A 19,761-nucleotide genomic window follows, 5' to 3' on the forward strand; every position below is an offset into this window, starting at 1 on the left:
AAAATAGGTAAGAAAATTATATAATCAGGACATTTTATTAAATATCTAAATATTTTCATCAATGATAGTATATTAAATAACAGTTCGGCCGTGTTTATGGTTAAATTGTCATATTAGATTATAGGAGGGAAGGCAATGAAAAAGAGAATGAAAAAAATTGCAGGATTACTTATGGCTGCAACAATGGTTGTCTCGCTGGCTGCAGGATGTGGTGCAGGGACGGAAAGCGATTCTGCCAAGGAAACTTCAGGAGAGAAGACCAGTGGTGATGAAAAGGAGATTGTATTCTGGAATATTGGTACGGAAGAGGTGGATAAGGCAATTTATGATAAGGCGATTGACCTCTACAATAGCACAACAGACTCGGGTTACACTGTTACAAGTGTGCCGACACAGAATGATACATATAAAGAGAAGCTTATTATAGCAATGAGTTCGGGTGAGTGTCCGGATATGTATTTGAGTTGGTCAGGGGGACCAATGAATGAATACATTAAATCGGGATATGCTCAGCCTATTACAGATTTATTTAATAATAGTGAACTTCCCGACAGACTTATGGATGCAGCTATAGCACAGGCAAAATACAAAGATGATATCTATGCTGTTCCATTTATGAATGTTTCATTATCCGGTATCTACTATAACAAAGATTTATTTGCGGAATATGGTTTAGAAGTTCCTAAGACAATTGGAGAATTAGAAAAAGTGTGTGATACTTTTGTGGAAAATGGAATCACTCCTTTTGCGCTTGCTAATTCAACGAAGTGGACGGGTTCTATGTACTTCATGAATTTGGCTGCCAGAAAAGGAGGACTTGAACCTTTTAATGATGCGGTTGCCGGTACAGGAACTTTTGAAGATGAAAGCTTTATCTATGCCGGAGAGAAAATAGCAGAATGGACAGAAAAGGGTTATTTCCCGGAGGGAGTAAATTCATTAAGTGAGGACGACGGACAGGCAAGGCAGTTGTTATATCAGGAAAAAGCGGCCATGGATTTGATTGGTTCATGGTATACAGGTCTGATTCAACAGGACAGTGAAGAGTTTTATGAAAAGATGGGATGGTTTCCATTCCCGGCACTGGAAGGCTCAGATGCGGACCCATCTATTATGATTGGAACAATTGGTGATAATTTCATTTCGTTTAACTGTAAAGATGAAAAGCTGGCGGCAGCATTTGACTGTGCCACAAAATTCTCTGAAGAAGAGATTGTAGACTTTATGGTTGAAAGTGGTAAAACTCCTCCAATTAAAGGTATAGAGAAGAAGATTACGGATCCTATCAGTAAGCTTGTTGTTGAGGCAGCCAACAGTGCATCAGCTACTCAATTATGGTATGACCAATACCTTCCGCCGGCGGTGGCACAAGTGCATTTGGATACAAGTCAGGAGCTGTTTGGTTTGACCATGAAACCTGACGAGGCTGCGAAGCAGATGCAGGAGGCTATGAAGGAATATTTGGAAGAATCTGCAGAGTAAAGGCTTTCAGCGGCCTTGCGGCAAGTACGCAAGGCTGCTTGAATAGAATGAGGAGGAAATGCGATGGAAAAAGGAGTAATTTCTTTGGCAGCGAGGCGAAAGCGGGAGATTCATACAGCGGCCATCCTGTTTTTGCTGCCTGTTGCAGTTTTAATGGCTATCTATATTTTTTATCCCATTATAGATACCTTTATCACCAGTTTCTATAAGTGGAATGGAATATCGGCGGATAAGAGTATGGTGGGATTTAGGAATTGGGCCAAACTGATAGCGGATCAGAACTTTTGGACTGCATTTAAGAATAATATCATTGTCATGGTTTTATCCATCTGTATTCAGATACCAATAGGTTTGGCTCTGGCTACATTGATTGATTTTGGTGGAAAAAGAATGACAATCTTTAAAGTATTATGGTTTATTCCACTTTTAATGTCATCTGTGGCAATTGGATTCCTGTTCACCTATGCACTGGCAACCAATGGAGGCATCTTTAGTGCAATCTCTCAGTTATTTGGCGGGGGAAATATCGACCTGTTAGGAAATCCAAATACTGCGCTTTTTACGGTAATCGGTGTCATAGCGTGGCAGTTTACTCCTTTTTATATGGTGTATTGCATGGCTGCATACAGCAATATTTCCACTGATGTGTATGAGGCAGCTATAATTGACGGTGCCAATAAGGGGCAGTATTTTAGAAAAATTGCATTCCCACTGCTTACCCCCTCTCTGAAAAGTGCAGCAATCTTGTCAATGGTAGGGTCGCTGAAATACTTTGATTTGGTCTATGTTATGACCAACGGAGGTCCGGGAACATCTACAGAATTAATGGCAACATATATGTATAAGCAATCCTTTGTTAAATTCAATATGGGATATGGATCGGCAGTTGCAGGGGGGATGTTTATACTCATTACTGTGGTCTCCTTACTGACAATGAAATTATTAAATAGGGATAGGGGGAAAGAGTAACCATGAACGCCATCACATTAAGAAGCAGAGTTTGCAGGATATTGGCCGTGATTTTCGGGATTTTTTGGACAGTTATATCCCTATTGCCGTTCCTGTTTATGGGTTTGAACTCCTTTAAAGAGAAATTTGAAATGATGACAAAGGGAGTATTCGCATTGCCGGACAGCCTTTATCTGGAAAATTATAAGGCAGTGTTTCAGGGGAATTTTTTCAGGTTCTTTTTCAATAGTGTTGTTGTATTAGCTGTATCTCTTTTAATATTATTATTTATTGCAGCCTGTGCCTCTTATCCGCTGTCAAGATTCAAGTTTAAATTGGCTTCACCTATATATGCACTAATTGTAGCATGCATGTCTATCCCTATACATATTACATTGATTCCGGTTTTTAAGATGTCAAAAAATATGGGAATATATGATTCCATTTGGGCATTAATTGGACCTTATATTGCCACGGCAATCCCGATTTCTGTTTTTATTCTTACAAGTTTTATGAGGGAAATACCAAAAGAAATAGAGGAAGCTGCACAAATAGATGGATGCAGCCGTTATGCTACATTTTTTCGGGTAATACTTCCTCTGTCAAAGCCGGGGCTTGCCACACTGGCGATTTATAATGGGGTAAATATGTGGAATGAATTTAGTTTTGCATATACCCTGACACAATCATCAGCCAACAGAACATTGCCATTGGCTGTGTGGGAATTCCAGGGGCAGTACTCTATGAATATGCCTATGATTATGTCGGTTCTTACGTTGACGGTAATCCCCATGATTCTATTATTCATCTTCGCCCAGGATAAACTGGTGAAGGGTATGACGGCAGGAGCAGTAAAAGGTTAACTAATAAAATAGACTAGATAAGGAGAACGTTATGGGAAGAGAAATTCATGTATCTAAAAAGGGGGCTGATTCATTTGCAGGAACAAAGGAGCAGCCGTTCCAGACAATATCCAGGGCAGCGGAGATTGCAAAGCCTGGGGATACGGTGATTGTCCATGAGGGTGAATACCGTGAGTGGGTTAAGCCTGCGCGTGGCGGTGACAGTCATATTAATAGAATTATTTACCAGGCGGCCGAAGGAGAAAAGGTCGTTATTAAAGGTTCAGAAAAGGTGGATAATTGGGAGTTAGTGGAAGGAAATGTATGGAAGGCTGTAATTTTGAACAGCGTCTTTGGTGATTACAACCCGTATAAGGAAGTGCTTTCTGGTGACTGGCTCATATATCCTTCAGACAGGACGCTCCATTGTGGAGATGTGTATTTAAATGGCAAGTCTTTCTATGAGGCAAGCTCTCTTGACGAGGTAAAGAATCCTGTTATGCGCATGGAAGGGGAAAATCCACCATGGACGAAGCATAAAGAATCATTACTTCATCCGGAGGATTCAGTTTTTCAATGGTATAGCGAAGCAGGGGAAGAGACTACTGTTATCTATGCAAACTTTCAGGGTGCAGACCCTAATAAAGAAACAGTAGAAATAAATGTAAGAAAATGCTGTTTCTACCCGGAGAAGACGGGGAGGAATTATATTACTGTCCGGGGATTTGAAATGGCACAGGCAGCCACCCCATGGACACCTCCTACTGCGGACCAGCCGGGGCTTTTGGGGGTGAATTGGAGTAAGGGGTGGATTATAGAAGACAATATCATCCATGATTCCAAGTGCAGTGGAATCAGTATAGGAAAAGAGGAGTCCACAGGGCATAATTTATGTACATACACCCATAGAAAGCCTGGGTACCAGTACCAGATGGAGGCTGTTTTCAGAGCTTTGCAGATTGGATGGAGTAAGGAGAAGATAGGCTCACACATTATTCGGAATAATACAATTTACGATTGCGGACAGAATGGAATTGTAGGCCATCTGGGGTGTGTATTTAGTGAAATCTATAATAATCATATTTATAATATTGCGGTAAAGCATGAATATTTTGGATATGAGATAGCAGGTATTAAGCTACATGCATGTATAGACGTGCAGATTCACCACAACAGGATTCATAATACTACATTAGGAATATGGCTGGACTGGCAGGTACAGGGAACAAGAATCAGCAAGAACTTGTTTTATGCAAATGACAGGGATTTGATGATTGAAGTCACTCACGGTCCTCATCTGGTAGATAACAACATCTTTGCCTCTGAATACAACTTTGATAATATTGCCCAGGGAGGAGCTTTTGTAAATAATCTTTATTGTGGAACAATGCGCCGTGAGCCGGTATTGGACAGGGCAACACCTTATCACTTCCCACATTCTACCCAGGTTATGGGAACAACTTTCGTATTTGGGGGAGATGACAGATGGTATCAAAATATCTTTGTTGGAGGGGTAAAAACTTATACAGAACAATCCCTGTGCGGTACTTCAGATTATAATGGAAGTCCAAACTGCTTAGAGGAATATACAGAACGGGTTGCAGCCTTAGGCAATGGAGATCATGAGCAGTTTATGAAAGTAAAGGATCCGGTATACATTAACAACAATGCTTACTTTAAGGGAGCAAAAGCTTATGAGGGCGAGCTGGATAATATAATCAGTGAATTTAATCCGGAGATAAAGATTATAGAGGAAAATGAAAAAGTTTATCTGGAAATGCTTGTAACAAAAGAATTGCTGAATAAAAAATATGGCATTCTTTCAACAAATAACCTTTCCGTGACACGGATTGTAGAGGGCGTTTTCGATAACCCGGATGGAAGTGAGATTGTATTTAACACGGATTATAACGGAAATAAAAGGAATGGGGATACACTGATTGGACCTTTTGCGGATTTGAGAGAAGGACTTAACAGGATTGAGATATGGAGGTAAGCCATGTATATAAAAGGCGTGAATTTAGGCAATTGGCTGGTGTTGGAAAAATGGATGAATCCATCTTTATTTGAAGGAACCACGGCGGCAGATGAATATTATCTGCCCACGCAGCTCACAAGAGAAGTATATGAAGCGCGGATTAAGATGCATCGCAGCCAGTATATCAGTGAACGCGATTTTGTCTATATTAAATCCTTGGGTTTAAATGCAGTGAGAATCCCCGTACCTTATTTTATCTTTGGGGACTGCCCTCCTTTTATAGGATGCGTGGAGGAGTTGGATAAAGCATTTGCCTGGGCGGAAAAGTATGGGTTATTAATTCTTATTGATTTACATACGGTTCCCGGGAGCCAGAATGGTTTTGACAATGGCGGAATATCCGGCGTGTGTACATGGGCAAAGGAGCCGGAGAATATAGAATTTGCAATTACAGTACTGGAAAGATTGGCAAAGCGGTATGGAAGCCGTAAAGGTCTCTGGGGAATTCAGATTTTGAATGAACCAATTACAGAAAAAATGTGGAAGGTTATGGATGTGCCTAACCGCTATAAAGCAGTAGATGAAGATATGGCAAAAGAAAGCGGTCCTATGACCATATCCTTTTTGAAAGATTTTTATATACAGACATATAGAAGAATGAGAAAGTATCTTCCGGAAGATAAAGTAATTGTTATTCATGATGCTTTTGAAGCAAAAGAGTGGATGAACTATATGTGTGAAGAGGAATTTGTAAATGTAGTGCTGGATATCCATTTATATTTGATGTTGGCAGAAATCGAAGGATGTGAGCAGACGGCAGCAGGATATGAACAATACATAAAGGAAAATTTCTCAAAAGAGATTGAAGAGATGAGTGAGCATTTTCCTGTAATCTGCGGTGAATGGAGTCTTTTCAATTCTGCCGGATGCCCAGAGGATACAAAGGGCGGACAGAATCCGTTAGGAAGTGAAGTAATTCAGGGAGAGCATTTGTCAGACGAGGAAAAGAGGAAGCTGTACGGCGGAATTGCCAAAGCACAGTTAGCAGCCTGGGAAAAGGGCAGTGGTTATTTTTATTGGAATTATAAATTACTTTTAGATACTGCAAATGATACAAGCTGGATTGGCTGGGATGCCTGGGATTATGGCAGATGTGTTGCAAATCAATGGATTATGTTATAATGAAATTAAGGTGAATTCAAGTGTGCCAGGGTGTACTTGGGTTCACCTTAATACCTTTTGACATGGAGAGAAGAATGAGAAAAAAGGCACACCGGCAAATGACGTTTGATAAAAAGATGACTTATTTTATAACAAAAGCACTAATTATTTCTACGGTTCTTATTGTAACGGTTTCGGCAGTCTCTACTATGATTTCGCTTATTAATAAGTCTGCTCAGATGGCGATGAAAGAAGTAGATACTATGGCAGCTAATACGGAAGACAGTTTTACCCAGTATTATGATTTGATCTGGTCTATCAACCTGAATGAGCATATTCAAAGATATTTAAAAGAAAATGACAAAGAGCAGCAGACTATAAAGAACGCTTATAGTGTTTTGGACAATATATGTAATATGAATAAGAACTTGAATTTTATCTCAGTTGTAAGAGAAGACGAGAGGGATTTTCTTATAAAAGGAAATGCGATTCCCAACTGGCTTCCTGATTATAAGGGAAAGATAAAGGAAGATTATAACAATAGCATCAGTATGAGGAATAATGTAGTCAGGATGGTTTATTCCAATACCTATGGACGGGGAGGAGAGTATAGCCTTAGTGTTTATTATCCTCTCTATTCCAATTCTGTGATTGGGCAAAGGCTGGGGACATTGTGTATTAACGTGAAGGACTCTAATTTAAACCAGTTAATGAACAGAGAAAATCCTGGTGAAAATTTTACGGTAAATACTTATTTTGTCCATGAAGAAGGAAATATTATTGTGCCTGCCGGTGAAAAAGAAATGGGAATGGAATTTGAAGAAATGAAGTTCCGGGATGCTAAGGAGGGGGAATTAATTAGTGACACTGGCCTGGCTATTTATGAGAAGCTTACGGGCTGGGATTTCTATTATGTGACACATATCGGCTGGTGGGATTTGGCAAAGGACAGCCTGGGGACAGTTGTAATATTGCTTCTTCTTCTCTGTGGGCTGCTTATATTTTTTACAAAAAATGCGAAACAAATTGTAGAGCAGCAAGAACAAATGAATCAAATCCGGCTGGATGCGCTTCACTCTCAGATACAGCCACATTTTTTGTATAATACGTTGGATTGTATCCATTGGCAGGCTGTTGTGAGCGGGGACTCGGAGATTTCCAATATGGTAAAGGCTCTTGCTACATATTATCGTATATGTTTAAGTAAAGGAAAGGATATTATTACACTTCATCAGGAGCTGGACTATGTGAAAAGCTATCTATATATACAAAGAATGAGATATGGTGAAGTTTTAAATTATGAAATCATAGCAGAAGAGGAGCTGGGGAATACAGCCATTCCAAAGCTGACACTGCAGCCCTTAGTTGAAAATGCTATCTACCATGGTATAAAGTCTGCGGGGGGAGAAGAAGGACATATTGTAATTAGAGTCTCAGAGATTTCTTCTGATATTGCAATTTTCGTGGAGGATGACGGGGCAGGAATGTCTCAGGACAAGGTTGAGGAAATGAACCGGCTGGTAAAGATATTTGATGAACAGTTCGGTTATGGCGTGAGAAATGTAAATCGCAGAATTCAGTTGTTTTGCGGAGAGAATTATGGTTTGACGTATATGAAAAATCAGAAGGGCGGCATTACTGTAAGAGTACTAATTCCTAAGATACAGCAAAGTGACGGGGAGGGTTCACATGATGCAGGCATTGATAGTAGATGATGAACGAATGATTCGAATGGGAATCTGTACTGCAATCCCCTGGAATATACTGGGGGTTGAGAAAGTGTTTTCAGCGGAATCAGGGAAAGAAGCACTTGCATTATTAAGTCAGGAAAGTATTGATGTTATGATTACGGATATCAAAATGACGGGAATGACAGGAATAGAACTTATTAGCGAGATAAGAAAGATAAAAGAAGATATTCGTATTATTGTACTGACGGGATATGACGAATTTGATTATGCAAGAGAATGTATACGGATGCAGGTGCAGGACTTTTTATTAAAACCGGTGGATGAGGAGGTTTTAATAGACTCCATCAGAAAACAGGTTCAGGTAGTGAAAAGCAGGAGAAAAATAAAGGAAGAGCAGTTTCATGTAAGCAGGATTTCCGGGATTTCTGAGCAAATGTGTCTTGAATCATGGATGAGAACCCTTGTCCTAAATAAGGGAACAACAGAAATTATAGATAAGATATGTAATAAATATCATTATGCTAGACACGCAAGGATGCGGATTGCCATACTGATATCTTCTGTTTGCCCAAATGGTGTCAGTGAGGGGGAAAGTGACTTCTTATTACGGCTTACAATCAAAAATATTTTAATCGGGTACCTGGATGCTGAAAAACAAGGAATCACTTTTGAAGATGACGAAGGCAGGATTGTACTTGCATTATTTGAAGGCGAAAAAAGTGATCAACTGGAAAATTGCATAGACACCTTTACGAAACTGATTCAGGAGGAATGTAATGTCCGCATTAGAATAGTTATGGGAAATGTAGTGGAGGGTTTTGAAAAGGCAGCGCTTTCCTTTAATGATGCTATGTATCTGTGGAATGAAGAAAAAAACGAGTACAAGACATTGATTGAGCACAAAGGGAAAAAAGGGCAGTTGGATATGTTCCGCGAAGTTTATGCTGAGCTTAAAAATAGTCTGAACTCCAATATTGGAAACACAGAGAGGCTGCTCAGGATTTTTGATTCTTTCTGTGCGGCGACCAATTCTTATAACATTACAGATCAATATGTAAGCCGCTGCTGCTTTGAAATCGCATCATCTGTTTATTTTAATTATGTGGTGGAATCAGGAGAAAATGCGGACAGCAAGTTAAATTCCCTTTTGGCTGCGCTGCTTAATGCAGACAGGAATGAGAATTATAAAATTACAAAAGCATTTTTGGAAAATCTCCTTGAAGGGGAGGGGGATGATGGTCATGAATTGGTTCTTCAGGTAAAGAGATATATTAATGAACATTTGACAGATGATATTACGGTAGCAGGAATTGCCCAATATTTTTATTTAAGCCCCAATTATTTTTCAAGATTATTTAAACGGGTTACCAATGAAGGCTGCAATGAGTATATTGTACGCAAACGGATTGAAAAAGCAAAGTATATTTTAGCAGCTACTAATATGAAGATAGGGAAGATAGCCGGGGATGTGGGATACCGGGATAGTAATTACTTCTCCCTTGCATTTAAGAAACAGACAGGAATGTCTCCCCAGCAGTACAGGGAGAGTGTCCGCAAAATGGAGGCGTTATGAAATCAAAGAGTTTTGTTGGTAAAATAATAGTATTTTTGATAATTGTGTTGTCTTTAAGTGGCTGCGGGGAGAAAAAAGAAGAGCTGGAAAAGCATTCTAATCCGGGTTTTATTGCTGAAGGAATCCGCAGAGTATCTGTGGTGAAGGATGGGAAGACAGTATTAGATATTGCATATGAACCAAAAGAATATGAGAGTTCTTATGAGTATTGGAAGATACATGAACCTTATGGAGAGGAAGCCGTTGTCGATACAGAAACAATGCTGGAATTTTATCGTAAGCTGGAAAAATTAGATAAGGGAGCGGCAAATGAATACCCTGATGGTACGGCGGAAGAACTTAAGAAGGCAAAATCAAAGATTACATTAGAGTATTGCCGGGGGAACAAAGAAGAAAGCAATTCGTATAAGGAAAATGCAGACAGTATAGCCACACTTTTAATTAGTGACGGGACACAGGATGGATTCTATTATGCTGCTTTTGAGGAAGATCTTGGGACAATCTATCAAGTTCCTGAGGATGATATAGAGGAAATTCTAAAAATAAATACATTTCATCTCATACTAAAAATCAGTGCAGTTGTCCCCATGGATACGGTGGCGCAAGTAATTATGGATGCCGGCGAGGAGACATATAAATGGAATCCTGAGAAAGAAAAGGACTCTGCGCAGTATCAGGAGCTGCAAGGTATTTTAATCAAAGAGGAAATAAAAACAAAAAAGCAAAATGAAGGTGAAACACTGCTGAAAATTCAATTTGTAAGAAACAAAAAAGAGATGCCGGACATACTCCTCGAGTACCACTCCTATGATGACGTGTATGCGTCTGTATCGGTAAATGGAAAAGAAAACTTCCTGGTGGATAAGAAGGAAGTAGAATTATTGAAAGAAAAAATAAAACTGTATGGTAAGAAATAGTTACATAACAGCGTCTAAATGCAGGCATAGAAAGTGCTTGCATTTTTTATATAAATCAAGTAAGATACAAGTATTCTGATAAGTCTCATTCATCATCAATTCTGATAAGTATTCCAATGAATAAGTAAAAACTGCAGAAAGGAGTATATTGATTACAGAGAAAAAATATGAGGTTCTCAGGTTTATAGAGCATGACGGAAAGTGCCGTGTTGTAATGGACTGCGTTTTTGGCAGGCTTCTGGTGCACAGGCTGAATGACAGCAGAGGCATTACGAAAGAAATTATATTCAAGTGGTTTGCTCTGCTGACCGGAGAACTGGAAAAATACCATAGGTGCAAGAGGGAGCAGTGTTACCGGTATCTCAATCCTTACAGTATTCTTGTTACAGAAGAGGAGGAAATATTGCTTCTCGACCTGAACGCCCAAAGTAATGGATTTGTTCTAAGAAATATGCAGAAGCCGGCTATGCGGGAGCACTTCGTCAAACCCGTTATCCATATCAGAGAGAGTACAAGAATATCCCTGGACTTCTATGGTTTGGGCAAAACAATACAATTTATATTGGCACGTACCGAAGATAACATCTCACTTTCTAAAATAGAGGAATACCTTTTGTCTGGAGTTATAGAAAAATGTTTGGGTGAAAACCCGAAGAAAAAATATGACAATCTGAAGCAAATCCAAAAAGAATTACCTAAAATATATCGTAAAAAATGTGAAAAGCAGAAAAGGAAAACAATACTTATTATGCTGGCTATTGTACTATTGTTTCTGGCAATCTGTTTCGGAAAAACCGCTGTGGATACAAGATGGGCAGCAGGAGGGGGCAGAGAAGCGATTGTATTTATAGTCAGAATGTGATTGGGAGTTAGAAGATGATGAAGGATTTATCGGAAATCATCCTTAAAAAGGGAGGATGCCGGGTAACCCTTTTGGATTCCCGGCATGTATTATGAAAAAGTTTATTCAAATAGTATTACACCTGTTGTCTATTGTAAGTATCAAATGATTTTGTTCTTCATTTGATATACTTAGTATATTCAATAGAAATGAAGAAAGCGTGAGTAAAAGATGAAAGTTTTTTAAATGATAAATGAACAAATTATGAACGGAAGTCGGATTATGGCCAGATTGCTCTTGCTTTTTTGGCTTCTACCACTCGTTTTACTGCAATTAGATAAGCACCTGTACGCAGTGTTGCACACTGACGTACAGCAATATCCCAAACGGCTTCAAAGGCAGGATCCATAATATTTTTAAGTTTTTCGTTTACTGTTTCTTCTGTCCAGTTTACAGATTGAATATTCTGTACCCATTCAAAGTAAGAGACTACAACACCACCTGCGTTTGCCAGAATATCGGGAACGACTGTAATACCTTTGTCCCTTAATATATCGTCAGCTTCAGCGGTAATTGGTCCGTTGGCGGCCTCTACGATGATGCTGGCTCTGATGTTACCGGCATTTGAAGTATTAATCTGGTTTTCTAATGCGGCGGGAACAAGTACCTTTACATCCAGTTCAAGCAATTCCTTGTTGGAAATGTGTACGGCGCCTTCTTCGGTATAGTTTTTCAGCAGATTTCTCCGGTCGTTTGATAAGAAGCCAAGTATGTCAGGGATATGAAGTCCCTCTGGTTTATAGATTCCGCCGGATACATCACTTACAGCAACTACTTTCATTCCTTCCTGGTCAAACAGCTTGGCTGTAATACTTCCTACATTTCCCATGCCCTGGATAGCTGCTGTTGCTCCCACAGGGTCAAGATTAAGTTTGCTGAGTATATTTTGGGTTGTGAATAAGACACCGCGCCCTGTCGCTTCCTTTCGCCCGAGGGCTCCGCCTAACTCCAGCGGTTTACCTGTAACAACACCATGTACACAGTGTCCTTTCAGCATGCTGTAAGTGTCCATCATCCATCCCATTACTGCCGCGTTGGTTCCTACATCGGGAGCTGGAATGTCCTGTTCAGGCCCAATCAGCGGAGCGATTGCTGCGGTAAATCTTCTTGTGATAGCCCGGAGTTCATTTTCTGATAATTGGTTAGGATCACACACAACGCCGCCCTTACCACCGCCGTAAGGGATGTTTACAACGGCACACTTAAATGTCATCCACGCGGCCAGAGCTCGTACTTCGTCGGGGTTTACATTTGGGTGGAAACGGATTCCCCCTTTAGCCGGTCCCCTGGAAGTGGAATGCTGTATGCGGTAACCCTCGAATACATGTGTTGTCCCGTCATCCATCCGTACCGGGACTGCCACTTTTAGTTCCCTCTCAGGAAATTTGATTGCTTCAATGTCGCTGTCTGAGTAACCTAAAATATCTGCAGCCTCTTTTACTACCTTTAGTACGTTGTCATAAGGATTATACTGCTGTCCCATCATAATTACTCCTTTACATTTTATTTTGTTTTATTTTCTAATATTTTTTCTATTCCTGCTATTTTTACACAGATAATGAAAATATCCATTGCTTTTTTTAGCTCATCTATTGCGGGATAGGTAGGCGCAATACGAATATTGCTGTCCTTTGGGTCTTTTCCATAGGGATAGGCAGCTCCGGCCTTTGTCAGTGTAACTCCGGCATTTTCAGCCAGTTCTATGGTACGCCTTGCACAGCCCGGAAGTGTATCAAGTGATACGAAATAGCCTCCTTTTGGATTGCTCCAGGATGCCAGCCCACTGCCGGCCAGATCTTTTTCCAATTTATCTGCAACCATATCAAATTTGGGCTTCAAATCTCCTGCCAGTTTTTCCATATGGTGCAAGATATTCTCAGGTGTTTTGAAAAATTGCACATGGCGCAGCTGGTTCAGTTTGTCATGTCCGATAGTCTGCGCGGACATATGTTTCTTCAATTCTGTTGTATTTTCCGTACTGGAAGCAACTAATGCAACTCCAGCTCCAGGAAAGCTGATTTTAGAGGTAGAGAAAAAATAATATATCCTATTTGGATTTCCATGTTTCTCACATTCTTTTATAATGTTTTTTAAAGGAACCTCTTCAGAAATATGATGGATACCATATGCATTGTCCCAGAAAATCCGGAAATCTTTCGAGGCGGTTTCCATTGAAGCTAACTGTTCCACCACTTCTTCGCTGTAGCAGACGCCCTGCGGGTTGGAGTGAAGCGGTACACACCAAATCCCTTTCACGGATTTATCCTCCAGTACAAGCTTTTTCACAAGCGCCATGTCAGGCCCGTCTTCTCCTAAAGGGATGGGAATCATTTCTATGCCCAGTTCCTCACAAATTGTAAAATGCCGGTCATACCCGGGGACAGGACATAAAAATTTAACGGGTGTATTGCAATATTTATGATATAGCCATGGTTTGCTGCCTCCTGTGCCGAAAAGGCATAAGAAGCTGATGACATCAAACATCATATTTAGACTGGAATTGCCGCCAATAATAATTTGTCCCGGAGGAACATCCAGAAGTCTTCCGAAGAGTTCCCTACATTCAGGAATGCCTTCAAGAATGCCGTAGTTTCGGGCATCTGTTCCATCAGCAAGTGTGTAGTTTTCCATTTTTTCTAAAAGCCCGTTAGAAAGATTCAACTGGGTGGCAGCCGGTTTGCCCCTGGCCATGTTCAGCTTTAGCTTTTGTGCCTGTGCCTCCTTATATTGAGTTTTAAGCTGACTCAAAAGAGCGGTTAATTGATTTTCTGAATAATCTGCAATTGGCTTCATAAATATCCTCCTTGTAAAAGTATCTTTATTCTTGCTTTTATTATAGAAGTGTTCTAGAATGAAAAACAAATACTTATATTTATATAGTAATTATAACCAGATGATTATGGGGGTACGGCATGTTCAGCGGAATGAACTATGTATATGAGGTTTATAAAGAGAAAAGTTTTTCTAAGGCAGCAGAGAATTTATATATTTCCCAGCCGGCTTTGAGCGCCATGATAAAGAAGATTGAGAGTAAAGTAGGGATGCCGCTGTTTGACAGGAGTACGACTCCAATTCAACCCACTGACTGCGGGAAAAAATATATTAAGACGGCGGAAAAGATTATGGACCTGGAGGATGAGTTTGCATATTACATAGGAAACCTGCATGAATTGAAAACGGGACATCTTTCTGTAGGAGGAACATACCTGTTTTCTTCTTTTATATTTCCTCCTATTATAGCCAGATTCCGCGAGGCTTATCCTCATGTAAAGGTGAGTTTGTTTGAGGGACACACGCCATTGCTGGAACGGAAGCTGTATGCAGGTGAGCTGGATATTATGATTGACAACTATCTGTTGGACGAATCTGTATATGAAAAAAAAATATTTATGCAGGAGCATCTGGTGCTTGCAGTACCTGTGTCATTCGACAGTAATAAACGTGCAGCCAAATATCAGATGACCGCTGAAGATGTACGCAGGGATGTACATCTTCAGCCGGAGTTCCCGGGAGTACCTTTAAAAAAGTTTCAGGATGACTCGTTTGTAGTGCTGCGTGCCCACAATGATACAAGAGAAAGGGTGGAAGCGATTTGCAGGAGGGCAGGCGTACAGTTGAATATTTCTCTCAAGCTGAATCAGCTTTTGACTACATATCATCTGACAGAATATGGGATGGGGGCATCTTTCGTAAGCGATACTGTTGTCAAGAGCCTGCCGCCGGATCCAAATATTGTTTATTATAAGATAGATGATCCCGAAACCGTCAGGGATGTTTATCTGTACTACCGTAAAAATAAGTATCTTACGAGGAGTATGGCAGAGTTTATAAAAAAGGCAATCCCTTCAGTCAAGTGAATTATAAACAAATAGTTATAATAATTATAAATTTGATTTATTGGCTATTTTTTCAAAATTATTTTACACTGAAATTAGCAAAGGAGAGGGGGATATAGAGCATGAATGGTTGGGAAGAATTTCTGAATAAGGAAGAACTCACGGAAGATGAGAAGAAAATTGTGTGTAATAGCCTGATGACTACGGAAGCTCGGATGGAACGGCTCATATTGAAACATTTTTCCACGGAAGATTTCAGAGAGATTTGGGAAAGGCGCATTGGAGACGGGCTGATTGGCGGGAAGGCGTGCGGCCTTCTGGTGGCCAGGAAGCTGATAAAGGTACGGCTTCCGGAATTCAGAGATTTTATAGAATCCCATCATTCATTTTTTATAGGTTCCGATGTATTCTGTCAATACCTGGAGCAGAACGGCTGTACAGAGCTTCGTGAAAAGCACCGCAAAGAGAAGGAGCATTTTAAAGAGGCAGATGAGCTGAGAAAGCAGCTAAAGAATGGGGTGTTTTCAGAGAAGGTCAGCCAGGAATTGAAAAGGATACTGAAGCATTACGGTACGACTCCAATTATTGTACGCTCCAGCAGTTTTCTGGAGGACGGATATGGGAATGCATTTTCGGGAAAATATGAGTCTATTTTCTGTATGAATCAGGGCAGTGAGGAGGAGCGGATTCAGGAATTAGAGGAAGCTATACGCCAAGTATATGCAAGTACTATGAATCCTTCTGCTATTGAGTATAGAAGAAAGAGAAAGCTTTTAGATGCGGATGAACAGATGGCGCTTTTGGTACAAAAGGTAGAAGGTGAGCACTGTGATGATTTTTACTTTCCTGTAGCAGCGGGAATGGGGTGTTCTTACAACCCTTATAAATGGATGGAGCATATGAATCCAGATGAGGGTATGCTCCGTATCGTTGTGGGGCTGGGAACAAGGGCCGTAGAACGTACACCGGGGGATTATCCCCGGCTTGTGGGGCTGGATCGTGCCCGGGCAAACCTCAGGGGCACCATTGCGGAGCAGCATAAGTTTTCCCAGAGACAGGTCGATGTCCTGGATTTCTCGGAAAATAAGCTAACCACGAAACCTTTGGAGAGTGTGATTCAGAAGATGCCGGAGTGGCAGAAGAAGCTTGTTTTAAGCCGGGATACGGAAGCAGAATATATGTTATCCCAGCGGCGGCGGTTTAGAAAGGTCTATTTTGCAGACTGTCAGGGACTGGTTGAGAAAAATGATTTTATATGGATGATGCGTAAGATGCTGAAAATGCTTGAAGCAGAATATGAGCGTCCGGTAGATGTGGAATTTGCGGTAAAGTGTCCCAGGGAAGGTATGTGGAAGGTGAATCTGCTCCAGTGCCGTCCCCTTCAGGCTTCTGTATCAGAAAATGTGGTTATCCCAGGGGGGATTGATGATGAGCTGTTGTTTGATGTCCGCAGGACATCCATGCGCAGATCTAAGAGAGAAAGCCTGGACAAAATTGTATGGGTAGACCCGCAGGCATACTACGAGTATCCTTATGCAAAAAAAACGGATGTAGGCAGGATGATCAGCCAGATTAACCAGCATTATGAGGAAGAAGATAAAAGACTTATGCTGCTTGTGCCGGGACGTATCGGAACATCCTCTCCTGAATTGGGAGTACCTGTAGTATATGCAGATATCAGCCAGTTTATTGCCATATGTGAGGTGGCCTACAGCAAAGCGGGGTACCGTCCTGAGTTATCCTACGGGAGTCATATGTTTCAGGATCTGGTGGAGGCGGATGTTTATTACGGAGCGATTAACGAAAACAGTAAAACGAGGCTCTATCAGCCGGAGCTTCTGAAAAGATTTCCGGATGTATTTCTGAAGCTATGGCCAAAGGAGGAGGAGCTGTCTGAAATTATTAAAGTGTTTGATGTGGAGAGCAGCGGAACATGTCTGTATCTGGATGCCAAAGAAGGGCGTGCGGTATGCCGGCTTGGGAAACGTTAGGACGGCGGGAAATATCAGAACAGATATAAACTGATAACAGAGAAATAAATAAAGGAAACAGGGGATGTTTGCATTTTGCAGCATCCCTTTAAATTTTTTATGGATTTACGAATTTTTCATCAACGATTTTTCAGGAAAACCAGGAGAAGACAGCACTTCTTTACATATGTCAAGGAACTGCAGGCTGTTGGGAGTAAAAAAGCTGTTTTTCATCCATGCGAGGTTGAACAGGCAGCGGGATGAAAAATTTTGGATATGTATTTGACTGAGCCTTTTGTTGTCCAAATCATCCTGTATGACAAAGCGGTAGATAAATGAAATGCCAATGTTTTCCATAACCAGTTTCTTAACTGCATTGATAGTGCCGATTTCTACATAGGAACGGAAATTGGTGACATCTTGATTGTGCTGGTGAAGAATTTTCATCAGGTTGCGTTTGGAATAAGTGTCGTTTTCACGGAAAATAAGACGATAATTATTAAGTTCCTTAAAGTCTACGGCTTTTTCGGCTAATGGATGTTCGGGGGAACAGACGCAAATTGTTTCTGATTCGAAGAGTTCTTCACTTTCGTACTCATCCGGAGGACAGTAAATATCAGTGATACAGAAATGAATACGCCCGTTCTGAAGCTGAATTAAGAGTGCATCTGCTTCGTCCAGATACATACAGACCTTTTTGTCAGGGTATTTTCCAAGATATTCAGCGACCATATGAGGGACCAGCGACTCCCCGGTGGTAACTATGGTACCTATTTTTATTTCTTCAGGCTCTGCCGGCGGGGCTTTCAGGCGTTCAGCAATCTGCAGGGAATCCGCCTTTACTGTTTGGGCATATGCACGGAGCAGCTTACCGTTTTCAGTCAGATGAAATTGCCTTTTTTCATCATAATAGAGCAGCTTTGTCTGATAATAGCTTTCCAGATGTTTGATGTGCTGGGTGACTGCCGGCTGGGTGATATTTAAAATATTTGCGGTCTGGGTGTAATTCTTTGTCTTGCACAGCACAAGGAACGTATCTAATTTTAAATCTAACATGGTAAAATCCTTTCTGAATGCTTATTACAGTTCAGCCATGTAACATATCTTGTATAAAAATTGGTTAGATTTATTTTATTATGCTTAAATGATAAAATCAAGTCATTTAGGCTCAGTATTTTAGTGAAAAGTTACATGGAAGGCAGGAAGTATCCGGTATAACCAGAGCTTATTACGCTATAAAATAATACAATTTCATTTTGAAAGAAAACCATGCTATTATCAGGATAAATAAAGGTGATAAAAAGGATGTATAGGAAAAAAGGAGGAGTAAAAGTTATGGAATACCCAATTGGAATTGAGATGGCGCCGGACTATTTATTTTACGAGTTGAGTAAAGCTGCATACAAGCTTGTAAAAGAAGTGATGTTGGTAGAGTCAGGAGAAAATGTTGTTGTGACAGGAGATACATCTACAGATAAGAGAGTTTTGGATGCAATTATGAGCGCCGCTTATATTGTGGGCGCCAACCCAGTGATGATCTATGTCCCGACTAATGAGAAAGCGTATGCAGAGCCAGTTACTCCGCTTGGAAATGCAGTGGCAGTAGCGGATGTATGGATTGAGCTTTCTTATTCTTCTATTATGTTGTGTGAGTCATGGAGAAAAGCAATTGACTTTGGCTGCCGCTATATCAACCTGACCGGCATGGATGTAACAATGATTGTTAATTGTATTGGAAAAGTAGATGTTCCCCGGGTTGTAGAGCTGGGTGAGGCTCTCAAAGCTAAGATGGAAGCAGCCAACGAAATTATTATTCAGGACGGGAATGGTACATATCTCACAGCAAAAAACGAGGGAAGACCGGTCCGCCATTCCGGACAGCTTGCTACATTCAAAGGATATCCGTTTATGATGTGCGGACAGATCAGCTGGTGCCCAATTGAAGAAACCATCAATGGCAAGCTGGTATTTGACGCTGCAATCTTCCCGCCGGCAGATATGGGAATCCTCTCAGACAATGTAGAGCTGATTCTTGAGAATGGCAGAGTGATTAAGATTGAGGGCGGCAAAGATGCGGAGAGATTCAGTGCATGGTTACACTCCTTTGATGATCCTAATATGTTCCGCCTTGCACACTATTCATTAGGTTTCAATCCTGGTGTAACAAAAGCCACAGGGCGCATTGTAGAAGATGAAAGGATCTTTGGATGTATGGAATTTGGTATCGGAAGCCAGGGTAAGATGATTCGCGGAAGCTATTGGACGGCAGCATCCCATACAGACGGTGTTGTTTCCAGCCCATCCATTATTCTCGATGGAGAGGCAATTGAAGAAAATGGAAAGTATGTGGATCCAGAGCTTGTGGAAATTTGCAAGAAAATGGGAGTTGCAGGCTACTAAAAATAAAAGAGAGCGCCTGAATCATTACGGTGTTCAGGTGTTCTTTTTATATCAAAAAAGAG

At 40.7% G+C, this 19,761-nt stretch carries 15 protein-coding genes; 12 read left to right on the forward strand and 3 right to left on the reverse strand.

The features are described 5' to 3' along the window. Positions 1-135: 135 nt before the first annotated feature. The 9 genes from A8805_RS13150 (at position 136) to A8805_RS13190 (ending at position 11,454) form a co-directional block, all read left to right on the forward strand. Complete coding sequence (locus A8805_RS13150; RefSeq protein ID WP_109711866.1) at positions 136-1,482, forward strand: extracellular solute-binding protein; 1,347 nt, start codon at positions 136-138, stop codon at positions 1,480-1,482. Between the two features lie 63 nt (positions 1,483-1,545). After that, positions 1,546-2,451 (forward strand): carbohydrate ABC transporter permease, encoded by a 906-nt coding sequence (locus A8805_RS13155; RefSeq protein ID WP_109711868.1) that lies wholly within the window; start codon positions 1,546-1,548, stop codon positions 2,449-2,451. A gap of 131 nt (positions 2,452-2,582) precedes the next feature. Further along, entirely contained in the window at positions 2,583-3,293 is a 711-nt protein-coding gene (locus A8805_RS13160) for a carbohydrate ABC transporter permease (protein ID WP_330405943.1), read from the forward strand. Positions 3,294-3,324: 31 nt separating this feature from the next. Continuing rightward, positions 3,325-5,268 (forward strand): right-handed parallel beta-helix repeat-containing protein, encoded by a 1,944-nt coding sequence (locus A8805_RS13165; RefSeq protein ID WP_109711872.1) that lies wholly within the window; start codon positions 3,325-3,327, stop codon positions 5,266-5,268. 3 nt (positions 5,269-5,271) lie between these two features. Beyond that, entirely contained in the window at positions 5,272-6,432 is a 1,161-nt protein-coding gene (locus tag A8805_RS13170) for a glycoside hydrolase family 5 protein (RefSeq protein WP_109711874.1), read from the forward strand. A 74-nt stretch (positions 6,433-6,506) separates the two neighbouring features. Further along, a complete protein-coding gene (locus A8805_RS13175; protein ID WP_181392838.1) occupies positions 6,507-8,126 on the forward strand; it encodes a sensor histidine kinase in 1,620 nt (539 codons plus the stop codon). Then, positions 8,101-9,675, forward strand: a complete 1,575-nt coding sequence (locus A8805_RS13180) for a response regulator transcription factor (protein WP_109711878.1) — start codon at positions 8,101-8,103, stop codon at positions 9,673-9,675. Before A8805_RS13175 ends, A8805_RS13180 begins: the two co-directional genes overlap by 26 nt. After that, positions 9,672-10,592, forward strand: coding sequence for a hypothetical protein (locus A8805_RS13185; RefSeq protein ID WP_109711880.1), 921 nt, complete (start codon positions 9,672-9,674; stop codon positions 10,590-10,592). Before A8805_RS13180 ends, A8805_RS13185 begins: the two co-directional genes overlap by 4 nt. A gap of 148 nt (positions 10,593-10,740) precedes the next feature. Beyond that, the gene (locus A8805_RS13190) at positions 10,741-11,454 is read left to right on the forward strand and encodes a hypothetical protein (protein ID WP_109711882.1); all 714 of its coding nucleotides are present in this window, start codon (positions 10,741-10,743) and stop codon (positions 11,452-11,454) included. 259 nt (positions 11,455-11,713) lie between these two features. Here A8805_RS13190 and A8805_RS13195 read toward each other — a convergent pair whose 3' ends face one another. Both A8805_RS13195 and A8805_RS13200 read right to left on the reverse strand, forming a co-directional pair. Continuing rightward, positions 11,714-12,976, reverse strand: a complete 1,263-nt coding sequence (locus tag A8805_RS13195; protein ID WP_109711884.1) for a Glu/Leu/Phe/Val family dehydrogenase — start codon at positions 12,974-12,976, stop codon at positions 11,714-11,716. Positions 12,977-12,996: 20 nt separating this feature from the next. Then, positions 12,997-14,286, reverse strand: coding sequence for an aminotransferase class I/II-fold pyridoxal phosphate-dependent enzyme (locus A8805_RS13200; RefSeq protein WP_109711886.1), 1,290 nt, complete (start codon positions 14,284-14,286; stop codon positions 12,997-12,999). A gap of 119 nt (positions 14,287-14,405) precedes the next feature. Here A8805_RS13200 and A8805_RS13205 point away from each other — a divergent pair, with 119 nt between their 5' ends. Next, positions 14,406-15,350 carry a LysR family transcriptional regulator gene (locus A8805_RS13205; RefSeq protein WP_109711888.1) on the forward strand — a complete coding sequence of 315 codons (945 nt, stop codon included), beginning with the start codon at positions 14,406-14,408 and terminating at the stop codon, positions 15,348-15,350. 101 nt (positions 15,351-15,451) lie between these two features. Beyond that, entirely contained in the window at positions 15,452-17,320 is a 1,869-nt protein-coding gene (locus A8805_RS13210; RefSeq protein ID WP_109711890.1) for a PEP/pyruvate-binding domain-containing protein, read from the forward strand. Between the two features lie 105 nt (positions 17,321-17,425). Here the strand turns inward: A8805_RS13210 and A8805_RS13215 are convergent, their stop codons facing one another. Next, the gene (locus A8805_RS13215; protein WP_109711892.1) at positions 17,426-18,355 is read right to left on the reverse strand and encodes a LysR family transcriptional regulator; all 930 of its coding nucleotides are present in this window, start codon (positions 18,353-18,355) and stop codon (positions 17,426-17,428) included. Positions 18,356-18,634: 279 nt separating this feature from the next. Here A8805_RS13215 and A8805_RS13220 point away from each other — a divergent pair, with 279 nt between their 5' ends. Further along, positions 18,635-19,699, forward strand: a complete 1,065-nt coding sequence (locus tag A8805_RS13220; RefSeq protein WP_109711894.1) for a hypothetical protein — start codon at positions 18,635-18,637, stop codon at positions 19,697-19,699. Positions 19,700-19,761: the final 62 nt, after the last annotated feature.

Source organism: Faecalicatena contorta (assembly GCF_003149105.1).
Taxonomy (GTDB): Bacteria; Bacillota; Clostridia; order Lachnospirales; family Lachnospiraceae; genus Muricomes; species Muricomes contortus_C.

What these genes read in the sequence shown, in the direction of transcription:
- A8805_RS13150 (WP_109711866.1), top strand. Translation starts at nt 136, where the DNA reads ATGAAAAAGAGAATGAAAAAAATTGCAGGATTACTTATGGCTGCAACA.
- A8805_RS13155 (WP_109711868.1), top strand. Translation starts at nt 1,546, where the DNA reads ATGGAAAAAGGAGTAATTTCTTTGGCAGCGAGGCGAAAGCGGGAGATT.
- A8805_RS13160 (WP_330405943.1), top strand. Translation starts at nt 2,583, where the DNA reads ATGATGACAAAGGGAGTATTCGCATTGCCGGACAGCCTTTATCTGGAA.
- A8805_RS13165 (WP_109711872.1), top strand. Translation starts at nt 3,325, where the DNA reads ATGGGAAGAGAAATTCATGTATCTAAAAAGGGGGCTGATTCATTTGCA.
- A8805_RS13170 (WP_109711874.1), top strand. Translation starts at nt 5,272, where the DNA reads ATGTATATAAAAGGCGTGAATTTAGGCAATTGGCTGGTGTTGGAAAAA.
- A8805_RS13175 (WP_181392838.1), top strand. Translation starts at nt 6,507, where the DNA reads ATGAGAAAAAAGGCACACCGGCAAATGACGTTTGATAAAAAGATGACT.
- A8805_RS13180 (WP_109711878.1), top strand. Translation starts at nt 8,101, where the DNA reads ATGATGCAGGCATTGATAGTAGATGATGAACGAATGATTCGAATGGGA.
- A8805_RS13185 (WP_109711880.1), top strand. Translation starts at nt 9,672, where the DNA reads ATGAAATCAAAGAGTTTTGTTGGTAAAATAATAGTATTTTTGATAATT.
- A8805_RS13195 (WP_109711884.1), bottom strand. Translation starts at nt 12,976, where the DNA reads ATGGGACAGCAGTATAATCCTTATGACAACGTACTAAAGGTAGTAAAA.
- A8805_RS13200 (WP_109711886.1), bottom strand. Translation starts at nt 14,286, where the DNA reads ATGAAGCCAATTGCAGATTATTCAGAAAATCAATTAACCGCTCTTTTG.
- A8805_RS13205 (WP_109711888.1), top strand. Translation starts at nt 14,406, where the DNA reads ATGTTCAGCGGAATGAACTATGTATATGAGGTTTATAAAGAGAAAAGT.
- A8805_RS13210 (WP_109711890.1), top strand. Translation starts at nt 15,452, where the DNA reads ATGAATGGTTGGGAAGAATTTCTGAATAAGGAAGAACTCACGGAAGAT.
- A8805_RS13215 (WP_109711892.1), bottom strand. Translation starts at nt 18,355, where the DNA reads ATGTTAGATTTAAAATTAGATACGTTCCTTGTGCTGTGCAAGACAAAG.
- A8805_RS13220 (WP_109711894.1), top strand. Translation starts at nt 18,635, where the DNA reads ATGGAATACCCAATTGGAATTGAGATGGCGCCGGACTATTTATTTTAC.